The following is a 16,659-nucleotide window of genomic DNA, read 5'->3' as shown; positions in this document are numbered from 1 at the left end:
CGCACCGACGAAGCAACACAGCCCGCGTGCCGGAAGGCCGCGGGCTGTTTTTCATTGCACGTTCCGCCTACCCGCCGGCCGACGCCGGCAACAACGATTTCAGCTTCAGGTTCGCGTCGGCGACCGCCGCGGGCGCCACCGCGGCGCCGCGTTCGACCAGCGTCCTCGCCAGCTTCATCTCCTTGGCGAATCCGGACGCGCGGCCGAAGCCGCTCGCCGCGACGAGCCGTCCGCCACCATCGAAATGGAAATGGATTTCGGCGTCGCCGTCGAGCCTGCGCGCGACCGACCGTTCGCCGAGCCCCGGCTCTCCGGCCACCTGCAACTGTGCGTCGTACTGATCCGACCAGAACCACGGCATCTCTCGATACGGTTCGTCGGCGCCGAGCATGTTGCGCGCGGCGGCGCGCGCCTGGGTCTCCGCGCCGTGCCATGTCTCCTGCCGGACTGGTTGCCCCGACAACGCACTCGGAAACACTGCGACGTCGCCGGCCGCATAGATGCCGCGCGCCGACGTCTCGAGCCGCGCGTTCACGACGATGCCGCGATCGACCGCGAGGCCCGCGTCGCGCGCCAGTTCGTCGGCCGGTTCGATGCCGATGCCGGCCACGACCGTATCGGCGATCAGCGTGTCGCCGTCGTCGAGCGCGACGGCCAGCGCGCCGCCCGAGATCCGCTCGATCGCAACGGGCTTCCGGTTCACGCGGATCGCCACGCCCTGCTCCTCGTGAAGCGCCTGCACGCGCGCCGCGATCGTTTCCGGCACCGCGCGCCCAAGCAGACGCGGCGCGGCGTCGAGCACGGTCACGCGGCAGCCGCGCAGCCGCGCCGACGCCGCGACTTCGAGACCGATGAAGCCGCCGCCGATCAGCACGATCCGCGCGCCGGACACGAGCCGCGCGCCGAGTGCCGCCGCGTCGTCGAGCGTTCGCAATGCAAACACGCCGTCGAGCGCCGCGCCCGGAATCGCGAGGCGGCGCGCGCGAGCGCCGGTCGCGAGCAGCAGCGCGTCGTAGCCGAACACCCGAGCGCCGGACACGCGCACTTCGCGTGCGTGCGAATCGATGCGCTCGACCGTCGCGACGACCGGCTCGATGCCGTCGGCCGCCCATGCGCCCGGATCGCGCAACCGGCACTGCGCCGCGCTGCGCTCGCCCGTCAGCACGCCCTTCGACAACGGCGGCCGCTCGTACGGCAGGTGCGCCTCCGCGCCGATCAGCACGATGCGACCGCGCCAGCCGGACTCGCGCAGCACCTGCGCCGCGCGGCCGCCCGCATGGCCCGCGCCGACGATCGCCATCACACGGTGGTTCGTCATCGCATCACACCTCGATCAGGATGCGGCCGCCCTCGATCTTCGCGCGGTACGTGCGCAGCTTCTCGCATGCGGGCGCTGACAGCGGCCGGCCGTCGCGCACGTCGAAGCGGCCGTTGTGCTTCGGGCATTCGATCACATGGCCCATCACGAGCCCGTCCGCGAGATGCACGTTCTCGTGCGTGCACAGGCCGTCGCTTGCATAAACCTGGCCGTCGATCCGGTAGATCGCGTACGTGCGGCCCGCGTGATCGAAGCGCGCGACGTCTTCATCGTCGATGTCGTCGAGCGCGCCGGTGTCGATCCATTGCGTCATGATGCGTGTCTCCTTGATTGGGTTGTTCGATGCCGGTCACGCGCGCGCCGTGTCCGGCACCGGCCGCACGACGTAATGGGACGGGTCGCGCGTCTGCCGGACCAGCGCCGGCACGATCTCCGCATACGCGGCGAGCGTGCTGCAGTATGGCGGCGGCATGTCGGCCTTCACGGCCTCGTGCAGCTTCGGCAGCGCGTGAAACGGCACCATCGGGAACATGTGGTGCTCGACGTGGTAGTTCATGTTCCAGTACAGGAAGCGGAACACCGGATTCATCATCACGGTGCGGCAATTGCGCCGGTGATCGAGCACGTTCTCGGGCATGCCTGCGTGCTGCGTGAGGCCGAAGTACAGGTACAGCCACGCGCCGTAGAGGCTCGGCAAGCCGATGTAGAGCAGCGGCAGGAGCGTGTGCCAGTACAGCGACGCACCGGCCACGAGCGCATAGACCGCCAGATGGATGCGCGCCTCGCGCACGACCTTCGGCCATTCCGACTCGGGCACGTAGGTGCGCTCCTCGTCGTCGAGCCGGCCGGTGAACGCGGCCGCGATCATCTTGCGCAGTTCGCCGGCCACATGCTTCAGCGCGACGACGTTCAGCGCGAGCGCGAGCCAGTCGGTCGGCTTCGGCGCGGCGATTTCCGGATCGCGCCCGACGACCAGCGTGTCGGTGTGATGACGCGCATGGCTCCAGCGCCACGCCGTCGCGCGGCGGAACACCTGGAACGACGCGACCTGGTACAGCGCGTCGTTCATCCAGCGCGTGCGAAACGCGGTGCCGTGCCCGCATTCGTGCCAGCGCGAGTCGGCCGGGCTGCAATAGAGCGTGCCGTACACGAAGAACGCGGGGATCGCCCACGCCGAATGCGCACGCCAGGCAAGCCACGCGAGCGCGCCGCTGGCCGCGATCGCCGCGTACCAGATCAGTGTGTCGCGGATCGCACGCGCGTCGCCGCGCTGCATCAACTGCTTCATCAGCGGCCGCGGCACCGCGCACCGGTACCACTCGGCGTTGACGAGCCCAGCCGCGTGCGCGCGCTCGCCGGCGCCGCCGATCATTCTGTATTCCTGACGGCGCGCCGCCGTGCGATCGTGCGCCTGGTCGTCGGTATGGACCACTCGTGTCTCCCTGGTTTGCTTGTGCGCGGGAAGCGCGGCAAGCGCTTCCCCCATGGAACCAAAATTAGGCGACCGGCCGCCCCCGCTCAATCGAAACGTTGACGAAATTTCGCCATCGTTTTAGCGTTCCTGGCAGCGCCACGCCCCCGATGATGGCGACCACAACGATGGAGACGACCATGGCAGGTGAATCCGGGCCGCGCTGGCGCAAGCGCACCGCGCGCTTCGACGAGATCGCGGCGCTCGCGGGCGTCAGCACGACCACCGTCGACCGCGTGCTGAACGAGCGCGGCAGCGTGTCGGCGCAGGCGCGCGAGCGCGTGGTCGCGGCGGCGCGGCAGCTCGGCGTGCCGCGGCAACTGCCCGACACGCGGCACGGGCTGATCCACGTCGACGTGCTGATGCCGGACACCGACGCGCCGTTCTTCCGGCGGCTGCAGCAGGCGCTGCAGCGCTCGCTGCAGATGCTCGACCGGCGCGTGGTCGTACACCGGACGATCCTGCCCGCCGCGGACGACGAACGCGCCGCCGCGCTGATCGAACGGCCCGCATACCGGCGCGCGGCGCTGATCGTCACCGCACGCGACACCGCCCGCGTGCGCGATGCACTGGCCGGCGCGATCGCGCGCGGCGAAACCGTCGTCACGATGGTCACCGACATCGGCGGCATCGATCGCGTGCACTACGCCGGCATCGACAACTACCGCGCCGGACGCACGGCCGGCTACTACGTCGGCCGCCTGGCGGCACGCCCCGGCCGCGTGCTGCTGCTCGGCGGGCGCATGGGCTACCGCGCGCACGCCGACCGGATGGCCGGCTGCCGCGACCAGCTTGCCGACGCGTTCGCCGCGCTGCGCTGCGACGGCGAGCCGGTCGAGACGCTCGACCAGGACGACCGCTGCTACCGCGCGGTGACGAAGGCACTGCAGGCACACGACGACGTGGTCGCGATCTACAACAGCGGCGCCGGCTCGGCCGGCATCGAAGCGGCGCTGCGCAAGGCCGGCGCGACCGGGCGCGTGATCTGGATCGGGCACGAGATGCTCGACGAGCACCGCACCTTCATCGACGCCGGCGCAATGGATCTCGCGATCGACCAGGATCCGGACGGACAGGCGATTTCCGCGCTGCAGCACGTGCTGCATGCGTGCGGGATCGTCGAACAGCCGCCGCCGGGCGACCCGGTCGAATTCCGCGTGTTCTGTGCGGCGAACGTGAGGACGAGCGCCTACTTGCAGCCCTGAATGTCGCCGCGCATCGCGATGCATGCGCGTGGCGAAAAAAATCGACCGGCACATTGGCGATTTTTCGTCAACGTTTGTCATGCAGCCCGCTCGGCGCATCCGTACATTGAGCAGCCATCCCCACGACAACAACGGACAGGAGACGATGGCTGAACCGATCCTCATCGGCGTGAACCTCGACGGCGTGCTCGAACACGACGGCCTGCCGCTGCCCGCGCCCGCCGAACGCTTCCGGATGGTCGCCAATGCCGGCGTGTTCGACTACATCGAAAAGAACCCGGCGCGCGGCGAAGATCTGTCGCCGTATTTCGCGCTGGTCGAACGCCATGCGCTGCCGATTCGCGTGATCGGCGGCATCTGGCGCGCGGGCCATGACGAAGCGCATGTCGCCGAAATCGTCGATGCCGGCGCGCGGTTCGGCAGCACGGTGCTCAACTGCCAGCTCTACGCGCATCACGCGGACGGCCATCCGCTGTCGGACCGCGAAGTCGCCGATTTCTACCTGCGTACGTACGAGCGCGGCGAGCCGGTCGGCTGCCTGCCGAGCCTCGAAGTGCACGTCGACATGTGGAGCGAAGATTTCACGCGCGTCGCGCGTGTCGCGCGGCATGTCGAGCAGGCCGGTGCGCCGTTCCGGATCACGCTCGATCATTCGCACCTGCTGTTCAAGATCGGCAATCGCGCCGAACTCGATGCGTCGGGCCTGCGCGAGCCCGCCGACAGCGTGCGCCGCATGCTCGACCCTGCATCGCCATCGACCGTCTACGCCGACTGGATCGCGCGCGGCTGGGTCCGGCATGCGCATGCGCGCAGCGTGATCCCGAACAATCCGGAGAATCGCTGGATGCGCCGCGCGGACGGCCGGCCCGGACGCGGCATCCAGTATCCGTTCGTCGCGCCGGCACCGGGTGCATACCACGGCGATTGGCACGCGGCGGCGCTCGACACGTGGAAAGCCGCGCTACGCCAGTTGCTGCAATCGCAGGTTCACGCTCGGCCGGCGCGGCTCGAGCAGATCAGTTGCGAGTTCATCCCGTTTCCCGATTACGGCGGCGGCGCACGCTATTCGATCTTCGACAACAACGTCGCGTGCGCACACTGGCTGCGCGACACGTGGCACGCGCTCGCAGCGCCGCCGGCAAACCCGCCGGCCGGCGGCACCGCCCGCCCGGGCCCCTGATTCGGACCCCGCCCTACTCGACACACAGGACAGAACGATGACGCAAGCATTCCACTTTTCGCTGAACCGGATGAGCGCGCCGCGCCTGCCGCTCGACCGCTATGTCGCGCTGTGCCGGCGCCTCGGCATCGACGCGATCGAGATCCGCAACGATCTCGACGGCGTCGAGATCGTCGACGGCACGCCGGCCGCCGCCGTGCGCGCGACGGCCGAAGCCGGCGGCGTGACGATCCTGACGATCAACGCGCTGCAGCGCTTCGAGCAATGGAACGCCGAGCGCGCCGACGAAGCGACCGTGCTAGCCGACTACGCGGCGCAATGCGGCGCGCGCGCGCTGGTGCTGTGCCCGACCAACAGCCGCGGCGACACGCGCGGCGCGGACGCGCGCCATGCGGATGTCGTGAAGGCGCTGAAGGCGCTCAAGCCGATCCTCGAAGCGCGCGGCCTGCTCGGCTTCATCGAGCCGCTCGGTTTCGAGGAGTGTGCGCTGCGCCGCAAGTCCGATGCGGTGAAAGGCATCTACGCCGCGGCCGGCGAACAGGTCTTCCGGCTCGTGCACGACACGTTCCACCATCACCTGTCGGGCGAGGACATCTTCTTCCCGAACCTGACGGGCCTCGTGCACATCTCGGGCGTCGACGAAGACGGCCTGCCGGTCGACCGGATGCGCGACGGCCATCGCGTGCTGGTCGGCGGCGCCGACCGGCTCGGCAACATCCGGCAGTTGCGCGAACTGCTCGCGCGCGGCTACCGCGGCGCGTTCTCGTTCGAGCCGTTCGCGAACGAAATCGCCGAAGCCGACGACATCGAAGACCGGCTGCGCGCGAGCATCGACTACGTGCGGCGCGAACTGGCGGATTGCTGAGCGTCGCCGCGGTACGCGGCCGGCGCGGCGACCGGCACGCATGACGCCATGCGCGATACGCGCGGGCCCGACAGGAAGAAGACCACGGACTCAACGGAACAGGAGAACAGGATGATCGAATTCGCTTTGTTCGGCGCGGGAAGAATCGGCAAGATCCATGCGGCGAATCTCGCGCGCCATCCGGGCGCGAAACTGAAATACGTGATCGACCGGCATGCGCCGTCGGCCGAAGCGCTCGCACACGCACACGGCGCGCAGGTCGCCGACATCGATCGCGCGCTCGGCGACGCAGCCGTGCAGGCGGTCGTGATCGCGTCGAGCACCGACACGCATGCGGACCTGATCGTCGCGGCGGCGAACGCGGGCAAGGCCGTGTTCTGCGAGAAGCCGGTCGACCTGAGCGTCGAGCGCTCGCGCGCATGCGCGGACATCGTGCGGCGCACCGGCGTGACCTGCATGATCGGCTTCCAGCGCCGCTTCGACCCGACGTTCGCCGCGCTCAAGGCGCGCGTCGAGCGCGGCGAGATCGGCGCACCGGAAATGCTGGTCGTCACGAGCCGCGACCCGGGCGCACCGCCCGTCGACTACATCCGCAGCTCGGGCGGCATCTTCAAGGACATGCTGATCCACGATTTCGACGTGTTCCGCTGGATCCTCGGCGACGAAGCGCAGACGCTGCACGCGACCGGCAGCTGCCTGACCGACCCGGCCGTGCTCGATGCCGGCGACCTCGATTCGACCGCCGTCACGATCCGCACGCGGCGCGGGCTGCTGTGCCAGATCAACACGTCGCGGCGCGCGGCCTACGGCTACGATCAGCGCTTCGAGCTGCTCGGCAGCAACGGGATGCTGCAGGCCGGCAACGTGCGGCCGACCGAGGTGAGCGCGTGGCTGGCCGGCGGCATCGCGACGGACGTGCCGGAGCCGTTCTTCCTCGAGCGCTACCGGCATGCGTATGCAGCCGAGATCGCGCACTTCGTCGACGCGCTGCGCGACGGCACGCCGGTCAGGACGACGATCGACGACGGGCTCGCCGCGCTCGAGCTGGCCGAGGCCGCGATGACGTCGTGGAAAACGGGGCGCGTGATCGAGATGTGACGCAAGCGATGGCGGCCCGTGCAAGCGGGCCGCCGCCGTCGCACCATCGGCAGCACACCTGTACGAAATGCTGCGACGGCACGGCCGCATCGGGCAGATTTGCCGAAACGTCGCGCGGCATGCGCGTGAAAGCACGTATGATGGCGAATCGATCGGCGTCGCCGATATCCCGCTTTTTCACCATCATGCTCGATCACCTCATCTGCGACTGCGACGGCGTGCTCGTCGACAGCGAAGTCATCGCCGACCGCGTGCTGCTCGACACGCTGACCGCCACCTTCCCGCACATCGATTTCGAAGCCGCCGCGAAGTCGGCGTTCGGCCAGCAGACGTCGCGTTTCCTCGCGGGGCTCGAATCCCGCTTCGGGCTCGATATGCCCGCCGACTTCATCGAGACCATCGAGCACAACATCGAGATCGCGCTGGCGCAATCGCTCGCGCCGATCACCGGCGTGCGCGACGCATTGCTGAAGGTCAGCCTGCCGGCCGCCGTCGTGTCGAACAGCCGGCTCGTGCGCGTGCGCAATTCGCTGAAGCGCGCATCGCTCACCGAGATCTTCGGCGAGCGCGTGTTCAGTTCCGAGCAGGTGTCGCGGCCGAAACCCTACCCCGACGTCTACCTGCATGCGGCGCAGACGCTCGGCGTGGCGCCGGCGCGCTGCATCGTCGTCGAGGACAGCGTATCGGGGTTGAATGCCGCGCGTGCGGCGGGGATGAAGACGATCGCGTTCGTCGGCGCGAGCCACATCCCCGACAATTACGCGGACGCGCTGCGCGCGATGGGCATCACGCGGATCATGCGCAAGATGGACGAACTGCCGGCGCTCGTCGAAGCCGGCCTGCGCGGCGAATTCGGCGACGTGCAGTCCTGACTTTCATTCAGGCCGGCCCGGCGTGCGCCACTTCACGCACGCCATGCCACGGGCGCGCGAACGCGCCCGCTCCCTCCTCGCTCAGGCCGGCTCGCAGCAGCGCTCGCGCGCAGCGGCCAGCGCCTCGCGGAATTCGACGAGTTCCGCGATCGTCAGCATCGGCAGCCCGTGCTGTCGCGCGAAACGCTCGACGTCGTCGCCGCGCGTCATCGTGCCGTCCGGATTCATCAGCTCGCACAGCACGCCGGCCGGCTTCAGGCCCGCAAGGATCGACAGGTCGACCGTGCCTTCGGTGTGACCGCGGCGCGCAAGCACGCCGCCCGGTTGCGCACGCAGCGGAAACACGTGGCCGGGACGCACGATGTCGTGCGGCTTCGCTCCGTCGGCGATCGCCGCGCGGATCGTCGTCACGCGGTCGGCCGCCGATACGCCCGTATGCACGCCTTCGCGCGCCTCGATCGAAACGGTGAACGCGGTGCCGTTGCGGCTCTCGTTGGTCTGCACCATCGGCGGCAGCTCGAGCGCGCGCACCGTGTCGTCGGTCAGGCACAGGCACACGATGCCGCTGCACTCGCGGATCAGCAGCGCCATCGTCTCGGGCGTGATGCGCTCGGCGGCGACGATCAGGTCGGCCTCGTTCTCGCGGTCGTGGTCGTCCTGCAGCACGACCGCGCGGCCTGCGCGCATCGCTTCGAGCGCAGCGGCGATGCGCGGCGGCACCGGTTCGGAATCCAGCAACGGGAGATCGGCAAAGGCGTCGGCGGGAGCCGACGAAACGGACATCAAGGACATGTGAAACGCTCCTCGCAAATACGATTTGGGCGAAAAACGTTTCAGGGCATTGCAAACAGACAGAACGACAACCCGCTTCGCACGCGTCGCGAAGCGGCCCTGGCGGACATGACTATCTGCACATCTTCTCTCATCCGGACTGTGACCGTCGGCTCTGGCATTCGACCAGATCTGCTGACCCCGCGCGGTTGCGCGGGCGCTCGCGGGCTCGCCGGCTTACGCCAGCCTACCGCCGGTGGGGAATTTCGCCCCGCCCTGAAGACGCACTGATTGCCGGATGGGGGCTGCCCATCGCCGGCGGGCCAAGCATACAACAGCCGCGCATAGCGCAGCCAACAGCACTTAAAACCTTACTGACGACTCCGTCTAACGGCATCGTCCAAACAGCTGACTGCCGCGCTGCGATCCCGCCCGATATGGGGACGGCACCCGTTCCGTGCGACCCGCACGATCAGCCGGCCGCGTGCGCCGCATCGGGCACGAGCCAGCGCGGCGGCACCTCAGGGCTCACCGTCACGCGGAACGCGCGCGCTTCGCTGTCGCCCGGGTTGCGCAGGCTGTACGGCTGGTCGGCATCGAACACGATCGCGTCGCCGGTCGCGAGCAACTGGCGGCGGTCGTGCACGCTGACTTCGAGCGTGCCTTCGCTGACGACGAGATTGACCGTCGTGCCGGGCGCGCGGCGCGTGCCGGGCTCCGTATGCAGCGGCGCGATCCGCAGCTCGTGGAATTCGGCCGCGGCCGGCTCGCCTTCCGGGTACAGCGCACGCGCCGAGAAACGGCCGTTCGAGCTGACGACGCGCGACGCGCGCTCGGCCGCCAGGTGTTCGAAGCCGTTCACCGCATGGCGGCGCAGGAATGCGGCGACCGACACCTTCAGCGCCGCGGCGATCTTGCAGAGCACCTTGATCGACGGCACGCTGCGCGCCGACTCGATCTGCGCGAGCATCGCGCGCGACACGCCGGACAGCCGCGCGAGCGCATCGAGCGACAACTGCCGCTCGGCGCGCAAGCGCGCGAGGTTCACGCCGACGACCTGTTCGAGGACATCGAGCGATGCGGATGCCCGCGCGTCGGCGGCGTTGCCGGACTCGAAGGAGGACACATCGCGCACCAGCGCCAGGGGTGAAGACATAGCATTGCCTCCGGGCCGCTGCGCGGCCCTGCGTATGGGGTAAGCCGGGATCGGAATCGGGTTGCGCCTGCAACGGCGCGTATCGAGACGCTATCACCCGGCCTTGCGCGGGCAAACGAAGTTATCTTCACACCGTTATCAGCATCGCGGAGGAATGCGTTTCTCGCGAACCTTTTCCTGCCGCTATGGCGTCGCCGTCACGCCGCTATCGCGCCGCTCATTGCGCCGCCGGCGCCGCGCCGCGTGCCGGCGCCCGCGCGTCGAGCCGCATTGCAAGCCACGTGACGACGAGCGCCGCGAACGTCACCGCGACGGCGACCCACGGCAGCGTATCGAGCGCGAAGCCGTGTTCCAGCGCGAGGCCGCCGAGCCACGCCCCGCCTGCATTGCCGACGTTGAACGCGCCGATATTGAGCGTCGACGCGAGATGCGGCGCGCTCGCGGCCTTCTCGACCACGCGCGCCTGCAGCGGCGGCACCGTCGCGAACGCGGCGATCCCCCACACGAACACGGTGACGGCGGCCGCGACCGGCAGATGGCTCGTCTTCGCGAACACGGCCATCACCGCCATCAGCGCGATGAGGATCGCGATCAGCGACGGCATCAGCGCGCGGTCGGCGAGCTTGCCGCCGATCGTATTGCCGATCGTCAGCCCCGCGCCGAACAGCACGAGGATCAGCGCGACCGAGCGCGGCGAGTAGCCCGACACCGTCTCGAGAATCGGCGCGATATACGTGAACACGACGAACACGCCGCCGAAGCCGAGCACGGTCATCAGCAGTGCGAGCCACACCTGCGGCTCCTTCAGCACGCGCACCTCGTGGCCGAGGCCGACGGGCCCGCTGTCGTGGCGGTTCGGCACGAGCGCGGCCACGCCGCCGAGCGCCAGCACGCCGAGCGCGGCCACGATCCAGAACGACGCGCGCCAGCCGAGCAACTGGCCGACAAACGTGCCGAACGGCACGCCGAGCACGTTCGACAGCGTGAGCCCCGTGAACATCAGCGCGATCGCGCTCGCCCGCTTGTCGGCCGGCACGAGCGACGCGGCGACCACCGCGCCGATCCCGAAGAACGACCCGTGCGCGAACGACGTGACGACGCGCGCGACCATCAGCATCGCGTAGCCGGACGCGGTGGCACACAGCACGTTGCCGACGATGAAGATCGCCATCAACAACTGCAGCGCGGCCTTGCGCGGCATGCGGCTCGTCAGCACCGCGAGCAGCGGCGCGCCGACCGCGACGCCGAGCGCGTATCCGGTGACGAGCAGGCCGGCCGACGGCAGCGATACGGCGAGATCGTGCGCGACTTCGGGCAGCAGGCCCATGATGATGAATTCGGTGGTGCCGATGGCGAAGGCGCTGATCGCGAGCGCCAGTAACGGAATGGGCATGACGTTCTCCGGAGGGCGGCGGAAGCGGCGCCCGGTCGGTGCCGCACCGCACAAGAAGCGGGATGTGCGCGCATTGTCCCGAATACGCCTATATTTGATAATTGGCGTGGCATTTGAACCATTTTCAAAAAATTCTGGAAAATCGAATGGATCGACTGGGCGACATCCGGCTGTTCGTCGAGGCGGCGGAACTGGGCAGCCTGTCCGCGGCCGGGCGCAAGCTGAACCTCACGCCGGCCGCCGCGAGCGCGCGCCTCGCGAAGCTCGAGGCGAAGACCGCGACGCGGCTCTTCGAACGCTCGACGCGGCAGTTGCGGCTCACCGACGAGGGCCGGCTGTACCTGAACTGCTGCCGGCAGGCGCTGCAGGCGCTCGACGACGCGGACGCGATGCTGCAGGAAGGCCGCAACGTCGTCGGCGGCAAGGTGCGGCTGTCGTCGACGTCCGATTTCGGCCGCAACCAGTTGCTCGACTGGCTCGACGAATTCACGACACGCCATCCGGACGTCACGTTCTCGCTGACGGCGTCCGATTCGTCGTCGAACCTGTGGCAGGACGAAATCGACCTCGCGATCCGCTTCGCCGCGCCGCCCGACGGCGCGCTGATCGCCCGCCGGCTCGCGACGAACCGGCGCGTGCTGTGCGCGGCGCCGTCGTTCGTCGAGCGCCACGGCGTGCCGGCCGATCCGCGCGATCTGGCCCGCTTTCCGTGCAACGTGATCACGATCGCGTCAGGGCCGATGAACGTCTGGCACTTCACGCGCGGCGACGAGGTGCAGATCCACACGGTGCCGGTCGCGACCGCGTTCGAGACCAACGACGGCGGCCTCACGCGCGAATGGACGCTGCGCGGCCACGGCATCGCGTTGAAATCGCTGTGGGACATCGCCGACGACGTCCGCGCGGGCCGGCTGCGCGTGCTGCTGCCCGACTGGCGGCACCAGGACGCGCCGCTGCACGCGATCTATCACAGCAAGCGCTACATGGCGCCGCGCGTGCGCGTGCTGCTCGACTTTCTCGCCGAACGCTTCGCGCGCGAGGAAGCCGCGCTCGACGACCTGCTGAATGCATGCCGCTGACGGCCGGCGCACCACCGCTCAAGGGTCGGAACCTGACGACCGACGTCGCGCGGCCGCAACCCGCCGGCCGTCCGGCGCAGCGCGAAAAGCTATAATGGAAAGCTTTCCCGACGGCCTTTCATGCTCGACGCGCGCAACCTGCGTGCAGCGCACGGCCGTCCCGATTCACCCTTGACGACGCCCCCAGGTCAACCACTGCGAACGGCGAATCCCCATGACCAAGAAAGTTTACGTAAAGACCTTCGGCTGCCAGATGAACGAGTACGACTCGGACAAGATGGTGGACGTGCTCAATGCGGCCGAAGGCCTCGAAAAGACCGACAACCCCGAAGACGCGGACGTCATCCTGTTCAACACGTGCTCGGTGCGTGAAAAGGCGCAGGAGAAGGTGTTCTCCGATCTCGGCCGCGTGCGCGAGCTGAAGGAAGCGAAGCCCGGCCTGCTGATCGGCGTCGGCGGCTGCGTCGCGAGCCAGGAAGGCGCGTCGATCGTGTCGCGCGCGCCGTACGTCGACCTCGTGTTCGGCCCGCAGACGCTGCACCGCCTGCCGCAGATGATCGACGCGCGCCGCGCGAGCGGCCGCGCGCAGGTCGACATCACGTTCCCCGAGATCGAGAAGTTCGACCACCTGCCGCCCGCGCGCGTCGAGGGGCCGAGCGCGTTCGTGTCGATCATGGAAGGCTGCTCGAAGTACTGCAGCTACTGCGTTGTGCCGTACACGCGCGGCGACGAAGTGTCGCGCCCGCTTGACGACGTGCTGACCGAAGTGGCCGGCCTCGCCGACCAGGGCGTACGCGAAGTCACGCTGCTCGGCCAGAACGTGAACGCGTATCGCGGCGCGCTGACGGCCGGCGCATCCGAGATCGCCGATTTCGCGACGCTGATCGAATACGTCGCCGACATCCCCGGCATCGAGCGGATCCGCTACACGACGTCGCACCCGAAGGAATTCACGCAGCGGCTGATCGACACCTACGCGAAGGTGCCGAAGCTCGTGAGCCACCTGCACCTGCCCGTGCAGCACGGTTCCGACCGCATCCTGATGGCGATGAAGCGCGGCTACACGGTGCTCGAGTACAAGTCGGTGATCCGCAAGCTGCGCGCGATCCGCCCCGACCTGTCGCTGTCGACCGACATGATCGTCGGCTTCCCCGGCGAGACCGAGGAGGATTTCGACAAGATGATGGCGCTCGTGCACGACATGAGCTACGACACGAGCTTCTCGTTCATCTACAGCCCGCGCCCCGGCACGCCGGCCGCCAACCTGCACGACGACACGCCGCGCGAAGTGAAGCTCAAACGCCTGCAACATCTGCAGGCGACCATCGAGGAGAACGTCGCGCGCATCAGCCAGTCGATGGTCGGGAAGGTCGAGCGGATCCTCGTCGAAGGCCCGTCGCGCAAGGACCCGAACGAACTCGCGGGCCGTACCGAGAACAACCGGGTCGTGAATTTCCCGGCGCCGCTCGCGTCGCACCCGCGCCTGATCGGCCAGATGATCGACGTGAAGATCAACCATGCGTACCCGCATTCGCTGCGCGGCGAGCTCGTGCTCGTCAGCGACGACGCGAGCGCGGCCACCCACTGACCGACGCATCACCGGAGCCCGACGCCACTTTGAAGCCCGCCCACCCCCTGGAATTCATCGCGCCGCGCGACGACAACGCGCGCCTCGCCAATCTCTGCGGCCCGCTCGACGAAAACCTGCGGCAGATCGAACAGGCGCTCGACGTGACGCTCGCGCGGCGCGGCCACCGGATCACGATCCGCGGGCGCGGCGCCAAGCTCGCGCTCGCGGCGCTCGACAACTTCTACAACCGCGCGCGCGATCCGCTGTCGGTCGACGACATCCAGCTCGCGCTGGTCGAAGTGCGCCACACCGCCGGCAACGGCCGCGAGAACACACTCGACGTGCGCTTTCGCGGCGACCCCGACCATCCGTTCGACGAGCCTGTCGTGCAGCTCGACGACGAGGCGCTCGAAGAGCAGGGGCCGAAGCTCTACACGCGGCGCGCCGACCTGCGCGGCCGCACGCCCGCGCAGCGCGAATACCTGAAGCAGATCCTGTCGCACGACGTCACGCTCGGCATCGGGCCGGCCGGCACCGGCAAGACCTACCTTGCGGTCGCGTGCGCGGTTGACGCGCTCGAGCGCGACCAGGTCAAGCGGATCGTGCTGACGCGCCCGGCCGTCGAGGCCGGCGAGCGGCTCGGCTTCCTGCCGGGCGATCTCGCGCAGAAGGTCGACCCGTACCTGCGTCCGCTGTACGACGCGCTGTACGACCTGCTCGGCTTCGACAAGACCGCGAAGATGTTCGAGCGCCAGATGATCGAGATCGCGCCGCTCGCGTACATGCGCGGCCGCACGCTGAACCACGCGTTCATCATCCTCGACGAGGCGCAGAACACCACGCCCGAGCAGATGAAGATGTTCCTCACGCGGATCGGCTTCGGCTCGAAGGCGGTCGTGACCGGCGACACGAGCCAGGTCGACCTGCCGCGCGGCCACAAGAGCGGCCTCGTCGAGGCGCAGCAGGTGCTGAGCGGCGTGCGCGGCATCGCGCTCACTCGTTTCACGAGCGCGGACGTCGTGCGCCATCCGCTCGTCGCGCGCATCGTCGAGGCATACGACGAGTTCCACGCGCAGCACCAGGACGGCTGACCGGCCGGCGGCGCCCGCGCGCTGCCCCGGCCTGCCGGCCCGGCCCGCCAGACGGCGCGCCGGGCCTTTTTTCGCCCGCGCGAATTCGGGTGCGATCGGCCGTTTGGTGTATCCTCAACGCGTTCCAATCGCCCCACGTGTCATGAAATCCTCCCGTTCTCGCAAGTCCGGCCGCACCCAGTCCGCCGCGCCCGAATCCCCCCGTCTTTCGCTGTTCGATGCGAAGGGCAAGGCCCGGACCGTCAACGCACTGGGGCTGCGAATCGACTTCCCGGACGGCCGCAGCCTGATGTTCGACCTGTCGGGCAGCTCGGGGGACGCGGCCGTCGCGATCGTCGCGCAGCACAACGATCCGGAGATGCGCGCGAAGCTGGCGCTGCAGCCCGAGCACTACGATAGCGTGACGCTGCACGTGGGCGCCGAACCCGCGCCGCGCGAAGACGAAATCGAAGGCGCGCCGCGCGAGCCGGAACTCGACCTGTCCGTGCAATACGGCGACGAAATCACGAGCGACGTGCGCAAGACGCTGCCCAAGCGCAAGCTGATCGCCGAATGGATCGAGCCGGCGCTGTTCGCCAGCGCGCAGCTCACCGTGCGCTTCGTCGGCGAAAACGAAGGCCGCACGCTGAACGCCGGCTACCGCCACAAGGACTACCCGACCAACGTGCTGACCTTCGCGTACGACGCGGCGCCCGACGGCACCGTGATCGGCGACCTCGTGCTGTGCTGCCCGGTCGTCGAGAAGGAAGCGCACGACCAGGGCAAGCCGCTCACGGCCCACTACGCGCACCTGCTGGTGCACGGCGCGCTGCACGCGCAGGGCTACGACCACGAGACGAGCGACGAGGACGCAGCCGAAATGGAAGCGCTCGAAGTCGACATCCTCGCGAAGCTGGGCTTCCCGAACCCGTACCAGTAAGCCGGCCGCACGATGCGCAACGCCGCGATGCTCCCGCCCGCCTACCCGCCGTCGATCGGCGACGGGCGGCTGCTGACGGAAGACGAGCTCGCGGCGTCGCTCGCGCACACGATGCGCGACTGGGACGGCCGGCAGGACCTTTGGCTATTCGGTTATGGCTCGCTGATCTGGAACCCGGGGTTGCCGACCGTCGCCGCCGTGCGCGGCAAGGTGCACGGCTACCATCGCGGGCTCTACCTGTGGTCGCGCGTGAACCGCGGCACGCCCGAACGTCCGGGCCTCGTGCTCGCGCTCGATCGCGGCGGCTCGTGCTCGGGCATCGCGTTCCGGCTCGCGGGCCCGACCGCGCAGCCGCACCTCGAGACGCTGTGGAAGCGCGAGATGCCGATGGGTTCGTACCGGCCCGCGTGGCTGCCGTGCTCGCTCGAGAACGGCGAGCGCGTGAACGCGCTCGCGTTCGTGATGCGCCGCGACGCGCCGACCTATACGGGCAAGCTGTCCGACGCCGTCGTAAAGGAAGTGTTCGGCTGCGCGGCCGGCCGCTACGGCACGACGCTCGACTACGTGAGCCGCACGGTCGACGCGCTGCGCGCGAGCGGCATCCCCGATCGCGCGCTGGAAGGGCTGCTCGCGCGATGCCGGTGACGCAACGCGACGCCCGGCTTGCCGCT

At 69.1% G+C, this 16,659-nt stretch carries 16 protein-coding genes and 1 riboswitch; of the genes, 10 read left to right on the top strand and 6 right to left on the bottom strand.

Features of this window, described 5'->3' with window-relative positions; genetic code table 11:
* Nucleotides 1-67: 67 nt before the first annotated feature.
* From BT264_RS30245 to BT264_RS30235, 3 genes are read right to left on the bottom strand one after another with little or no spacing between them, the layout of a single operon-like run.
* Nucleotides 68-1,318, bottom strand: coding sequence for an NAD(P)/FAD-dependent oxidoreductase (locus BT264_RS30245; RefSeq protein WP_072443448.1), 1,251 nt, complete (start codon nucleotides 1,316-1,318; stop codon nucleotides 68-70).
* 4 nt (nucleotides 1,319-1,322) lie between these two features.
* Nucleotides 1,323-1,631, bottom strand: a complete 309-nt coding sequence (locus BT264_RS30240) for a non-heme iron oxygenase ferredoxin subunit (RefSeq protein ID WP_072443450.1) — start codon at nucleotides 1,629-1,631, stop codon at nucleotides 1,323-1,325.
* Nucleotides 1,632-1,667: 36 nt separating this feature from the next.
* The gene (locus BT264_RS30235; protein WP_371287122.1) at nucleotides 1,668-2,690 is read right to left on the bottom strand and encodes a fatty acid desaturase family protein; all 1,023 of its coding nucleotides are present in this window, start codon (nucleotides 2,688-2,690) and stop codon (nucleotides 1,668-1,670) included.
* A gap of 239 nt (nucleotides 2,691-2,929) precedes the next feature.
* Between BT264_RS30235 and BT264_RS30230 the strand changes: the two genes are divergently transcribed.
* From BT264_RS30230 to BT264_RS30210, 5 genes are all read left to right on the top strand, one after another.
* The gene (locus tag BT264_RS30230; RefSeq protein ID WP_072443522.1) at nucleotides 2,930-3,994 is read left to right on the top strand and encodes a LacI family DNA-binding transcriptional regulator; all 1,065 of its coding nucleotides are present in this window, start codon (nucleotides 2,930-2,932) and stop codon (nucleotides 3,992-3,994) included.
* 145 nt (nucleotides 3,995-4,139) lie between these two features.
* Entirely contained in the window at nucleotides 4,140-5,174 is a 1,035-nt protein-coding gene (locus BT264_RS30225; protein ID WP_072443454.1) for a xylose isomerase, read from the top strand.
* Nucleotides 5,175-5,211: 37 nt separating this feature from the next.
* Nucleotides 5,212-6,039 (top strand): TIM barrel protein, encoded by an 828-nt coding sequence (locus tag BT264_RS30220; protein WP_072443456.1) that lies wholly within the window; start codon nucleotides 5,212-5,214, stop codon nucleotides 6,037-6,039.
* Nucleotides 6,040-6,150: 111 nt separating this feature from the next.
* Nucleotides 6,151-7,137: an inositol 2-dehydrogenase gene (iolG, locus tag BT264_RS30215; protein ID WP_072443524.1), complete on the top strand. Its 987-nt coding sequence runs from the start codon at nucleotides 6,151-6,153 to the stop codon at nucleotides 7,135-7,137.
* A 185-nt stretch (nucleotides 7,138-7,322) separates the two neighbouring features.
* Nucleotides 7,323-8,009, top strand: coding sequence for an HAD family hydrolase (locus tag BT264_RS30210; protein WP_072443527.1), 687 nt, complete (start codon nucleotides 7,323-7,325; stop codon nucleotides 8,007-8,009).
* A gap of 81 nt (nucleotides 8,010-8,090) precedes the next feature.
* On the opposite strand, the gene ribB is transcribed toward BT264_RS30210, so the two are convergent.
* The 3 genes from ribB to BT264_RS30195 all read right to left on the bottom strand — a co-directional run bounded on the left by ribB (nucleotide 8,091) and on the right by BT264_RS30195 (nucleotide 11,329).
* The gene (gene ribB / locus BT264_RS30205) at nucleotides 8,091-8,801 is read right to left on the bottom strand and encodes a 3,4-dihydroxy-2-butanone-4-phosphate synthase (RefSeq protein WP_072443457.1); all 711 of its coding nucleotides are present in this window, start codon (nucleotides 8,799-8,801) and stop codon (nucleotides 8,091-8,093) included.
* 118 nt (nucleotides 8,802-8,919) lie between these two features.
* Nucleotides 8,920-9,068, bottom strand: a riboswitch (FMN riboswitch).
* 184 nt (nucleotides 9,069-9,252) lie between these two features.
* Nucleotides 9,253-9,936, bottom strand: coding sequence for a helix-turn-helix domain-containing protein (locus BT264_RS30200; RefSeq protein ID WP_072443458.1), 684 nt, complete (start codon nucleotides 9,934-9,936; stop codon nucleotides 9,253-9,255).
* Nucleotides 9,937-10,153: 217 nt separating this feature from the next.
* Nucleotides 10,154-11,329, bottom strand: coding sequence for an MFS transporter (locus BT264_RS30195; RefSeq protein WP_072443459.1), 1,176 nt, complete (start codon nucleotides 11,327-11,329; stop codon nucleotides 10,154-10,156).
* 146 nt (nucleotides 11,330-11,475) lie between these two features.
* On the opposite strand from BT264_RS30195, the gene BT264_RS30190 reads away from it, so the two are divergent.
* From BT264_RS30190 to BT264_RS30170, 5 genes are all read left to right on the top strand, one after another.
* The gene (locus tag BT264_RS30190) at nucleotides 11,476-12,408 is read left to right on the top strand and encodes a LysR family transcriptional regulator (protein WP_072443460.1); all 933 of its coding nucleotides are present in this window, start codon (nucleotides 11,476-11,478) and stop codon (nucleotides 12,406-12,408) included.
* A gap of 214 nt (nucleotides 12,409-12,622) precedes the next feature.
* Nucleotides 12,623-13,996 carry a tRNA (N6-isopentenyl adenosine(37)-C2)-methylthiotransferase MiaB gene (gene miaB / locus BT264_RS30185; protein WP_034178970.1) on the top strand — a complete coding sequence of 458 codons (1,374 nt, stop codon included), beginning with the start codon at nucleotides 12,623-12,625 and terminating at the stop codon, nucleotides 13,994-13,996.
* A gap of 29 nt (nucleotides 13,997-14,025) precedes the next feature.
* Nucleotides 14,026-15,069 carry a PhoH family protein gene (locus tag BT264_RS30180; RefSeq protein WP_034178971.1) on the top strand — a complete coding sequence of 348 codons (1,044 nt, stop codon included), beginning with the start codon at nucleotides 14,026-14,028 and terminating at the stop codon, nucleotides 15,067-15,069.
* A gap of 142 nt (nucleotides 15,070-15,211) precedes the next feature.
* On the top strand, nucleotides 15,212-15,988 hold the full coding sequence (ybeY, locus tag BT264_RS30175; RefSeq protein ID WP_072443461.1) for an rRNA maturation RNase YbeY: 777 nt from the start codon (nucleotides 15,212-15,214) through the stop codon (nucleotides 15,986-15,988).
* A 12-nt stretch (nucleotides 15,989-16,000) separates the two neighbouring features.
* The gene (locus tag BT264_RS30170) at nucleotides 16,001-16,633 is read left to right on the top strand and encodes a gamma-glutamylcyclotransferase (protein WP_072443462.1); all 633 of its coding nucleotides are present in this window, start codon (nucleotides 16,001-16,003) and stop codon (nucleotides 16,631-16,633) included.
* Nucleotides 16,634-16,659: the final 26 nt, after the last annotated feature.

Origin of the sequence: Burkholderia sp. NFPP32, assembly GCF_900119325.1 — a bacterium.
GTDB classification, from domain to species: Bacteria; Pseudomonadota; Gammaproteobacteria; order Burkholderiales; family Burkholderiaceae; genus Burkholderia; species Burkholderia pyrrocinia_C.
The sequence above is the reverse complement of the archived record's forward strand: the minus strand, read 5'-3'. Positions and strand labels throughout refer to the sequence as shown.